This window comes from Haladaptatus sp. W1, assembly GCF_001723155.1.
Lineage (GTDB): Archaea > Halobacteriota > Halobacteria > Halobacteriales > Haladaptataceae > Haladaptatus > Haladaptatus paucihalophilus.
Genome location: NZ_MEIH01000039.1, coordinates 1 through 3,043, shown reverse-complemented (window position 1 = coordinate 3,043; position 3,043 = coordinate 1). Strand labels below are relative to the sequence as shown.

Sequence of the window (3,043 nt, the reverse complement as noted above, 5' to 3'; positions counted from 1 at the left end):
GAATGCTCGACAGTGCCGCCGTAACGGCCTCGCTGTATGTCTTGACGCCCGGTTCAGTCGGGTCATCGCCGCCCCAGACATCTCGGATGACCGTCATCGAATCGATGCGCACTTCCAGCCTGCGTGGCTCGTAGCGAACCAACAGTTCGGAGAGTCCGAGTTGGAGGGCGATGTACTCGGCGGTGTTGTTCCCCGTCTTGGAGCCAACGGGTCGGCCGAGACGGGCGAGCTCCTCCCCGGCAGCATCCATGATGACGGCACCCGCACCTGCGGGGCCGGGGTTGCCGCGTGAACTACCGTCAACGTAGAGGATGAGTGTGTCGCTCGTCGGCTCGGGGGCGGATGGCCGGGCGAGACCCGACGCCAGCAAGCTTTCGAGCGCGCGACGCAACTCGGACGGGGTGGTTGCGGGGTCGAATAGACCGCCATAGCCGGGGACAGCGTCGTTGATGGCGTCGGTGGCTGCCGCCATCTCGTAGCCGACGCCTGCGAGTACCCCGTCGACGAGCGTGGCGAGCGGCGAGAGATGTTCGGCCGGGAGGCGATTGTCGGTCACGGTACTTTCCCCTTCGAACGTCGGTTCCGGGCCCTCATATTCTCGTTCTCTGATGATCTCGTTGGCCGGTCTCACACTGCATATAGGTTCTCGGTGGTCAAGCGAGGCGTTCTTGCCGATGGGCCAGTCCAAATCGTCGTCCAGTCCGAGTTCCTCGATGAGGTCGGATGGTCTGTTCGGACGCGGAGAGGTGGTGATAGAACTTCTCGATGCGGTCCCCGTTCGTCTCGTAGGTCGCGGCGAGTCCCCCGAGGTCGTCGCTCGCTTCGAATACTTGCACGTCGTAGCCGTGCTGTTGGAGGCGGTAGGCGGCGGCCAATCCGGCGATTCCCCCGCCGACGATACCTATCATAAAAGACGGGTTCGTTGTCGCATGGAATACGTCTTACGACCCCGCAATCCGGGAGGTTTCGTTTTTCGGACGGGTCTCTAACGAGGGAATTCCGTGCATGAACGCTGAAGAAGGATCGCCGTGGGCGCGTTCGCTACTGCTGTTATCCCGCGGTTCGAGCGCCTCTCGAACTCTCGTACTGATGCACAACGTATTTGGTACTGTCACATCCTCCAGTATACAATGTCACCCGATACACCCGCGTCCCCTTCCTCCCGTTCGTTCGGCCCACTCCTCGTCCTCCGGCGGTCCCTCGGTCGGCAGCCCTCGACCTTCGACTGCTGGGTGTCGCGTTTCGACTTCGCCTCCTGCAGTTCCTCCTTCAACTCGGCGCGTTCGTCCTTGAGTTCGGTCAGTTCCTCTTCGAGTTCCGATACCGCCTCGCGCTTTTCTTCGAGGATTTCCTCTCGCTCCTCGATGTCCGATTCGAGTTCCGAAATCAGCTCTTCCTGCTCGGCTTTTCGGTTCTGTGCGGATTCCACCTCGTCGTGGAGGTCGTCGATGGCGTCCTCGGCGTACTGCTTTTCGAGTTGCAGTTCGTTGAGTTTGCCGTCGAGCGAATCCATTCGGTCCGAAAGCGCGTCGATTTCTTCGTTCACCTCGTCGGCCTCGCTCGTCAGCTCGGGAATCTTCGAATCCGCGAGTTCGCTTTCGAGGTCCGCGATGTCCTCCTCGATGGACGCAATGGTTTCGTCGTGGGCCGACACCTCGGCGTCGAGTTCCTCCATCCGCTCGGTGACCGACTCGCGTTCGTCCTGTAGCTCCTCGATTTCGTCCTGTAGCGACCTGATGCGCTCCTCGATGGATTCGAGTTCGGACTCCTTCCGTTCGATGTCGTTCTCGATGCTTCGAACTTGGTCCGTCGCATCGGTCTGCCGGTCGCGGGCGTCGTCCAACCGCTCTTCGACGCCGTTGATGGACTGTCGAATCGACTGGCGCTCGTCCTCCAACTCGTTTATCTGGCGCGCCACGCGCTCGATTTTTCCCTTGCCGGAGGCAGAAAACGAGTAGCGCGACCCACTGGTCGAACCGCCGGTCATCGCCCCGCTCTTCTCCACGAGTTCGCCCGAGAGCGTCACGAGGCGGAAGTCGCCCATCAACTCGCGGGCCGTCTCCATGTCCTCCACGACGAGCGTGTCGCCGACGACGTAGGAGAAAACCGAGGCGTACTCCGAATCGAAGTCGATGAGATTGTACGCGAAATCGACCACGCCCGGCGTGTTGGGCAGGGACGGTAGGCGGCGCTTTTGCATCTTCGTGATGGGCAGGAAGGTCGCCCGGCCCGCATTTCGCTGTTTCAAATACTCGATACAGCGCTGTCCCACGTTGTCGTCGTCCACGACGACCTGCGCCAGTCGGCCGCCCGCGGCCGTCTCGCAGGCCGTTGCGTACTGCTGGTTCACGCCTCCGAGTTGTGCCACCGCGCCGTGAACGCCGTCCAGTCCGCCGTTCAGAATCGTTGAAACGGCGCGGCCGAACGACGAATCGCCGCTCTCGTTGGCCCGCGCATCCAGTTTGGCGTACTCCTGCTGTTTGGACTGTATCTTCCCTTCTACCGCGTCGAGGTCGGACTGGAGTTCGGACTTTTCTTCCTTCAGGTCCGACACCACGTCCTCGATTTGCGCCGCGTTTCGCTCGGCTTTCGTCAGTTCGTCGGCCAAATCGCCGAGTTCGGTTTCGAGTTCGGGAATCCGCTCGCGGGCCGACGAGAGTTCGTTTTGCTTCTCGTTCACCGCGTCCGAACGCCGCCGCGCTTCGTCCAGCAGGCGGTCTTTCTCCCGCTGGCGCTCGTTTTTCTCGCTCTTTTTGGCTTCCAGAGCGTCTTTCTTCTCGGCGAGGTCGGCTTTCCTGAATCCGCGCGCCCCATATGACGTTGGCGTTGGCTTCGAGGCGTTCCGTGATGTTGCCCGCGATTCCTTCGGCCTCTTTGAGCGTCAAGTCGGGACCGCCCGTGATGTGGACGAGACCGCCGGATGCCCCACGGTAATCCACGTCGAGAAGCGGGTGGTTCATCGCGTCGCGGACCACTTCTTCGCTCTTGTTCTTGTCCTGCGTCTCGCCGACGAGCATCACGGCGACGCCGCCCTGATTCATGA

1 protein-coding gene and 3 pseudogenes are annotated in these 3,043 nt (G+C 61.6%); all 4 read right to left on the bottom strand.

Annotation, left to right across the window (positions count from 1 at the left end; translation table 11 throughout):
* A partial coding sequence (locus BG842_RS02345; protein WP_069449531.1) for a ribonuclease HI family protein occupies positions 1–556 on the bottom strand: 556 nt, incomplete at its 3' end.
* A gap of 105 nt (positions 557–661) precedes the next feature.
* Positions 662–908: pseudogene (locus BG842_RS02340) on the bottom strand (FAD-dependent oxidoreductase); the annotation flags it as partial.
* 290 nt (positions 909–1,198) lie between these two features.
* Positions 1,199–2,794: pseudogene (locus BG842_RS02335) on the bottom strand (chromosome segregation protein SMC); the annotation flags it as partial.
* Positions 2,793–3,043: pseudogene (locus BG842_RS26970) on the bottom strand (cell division protein FtsZ); the annotation flags it as partial. The pseudogenes BG842_RS26970 and BG842_RS02335, both read right to left, overlap by 2 nt.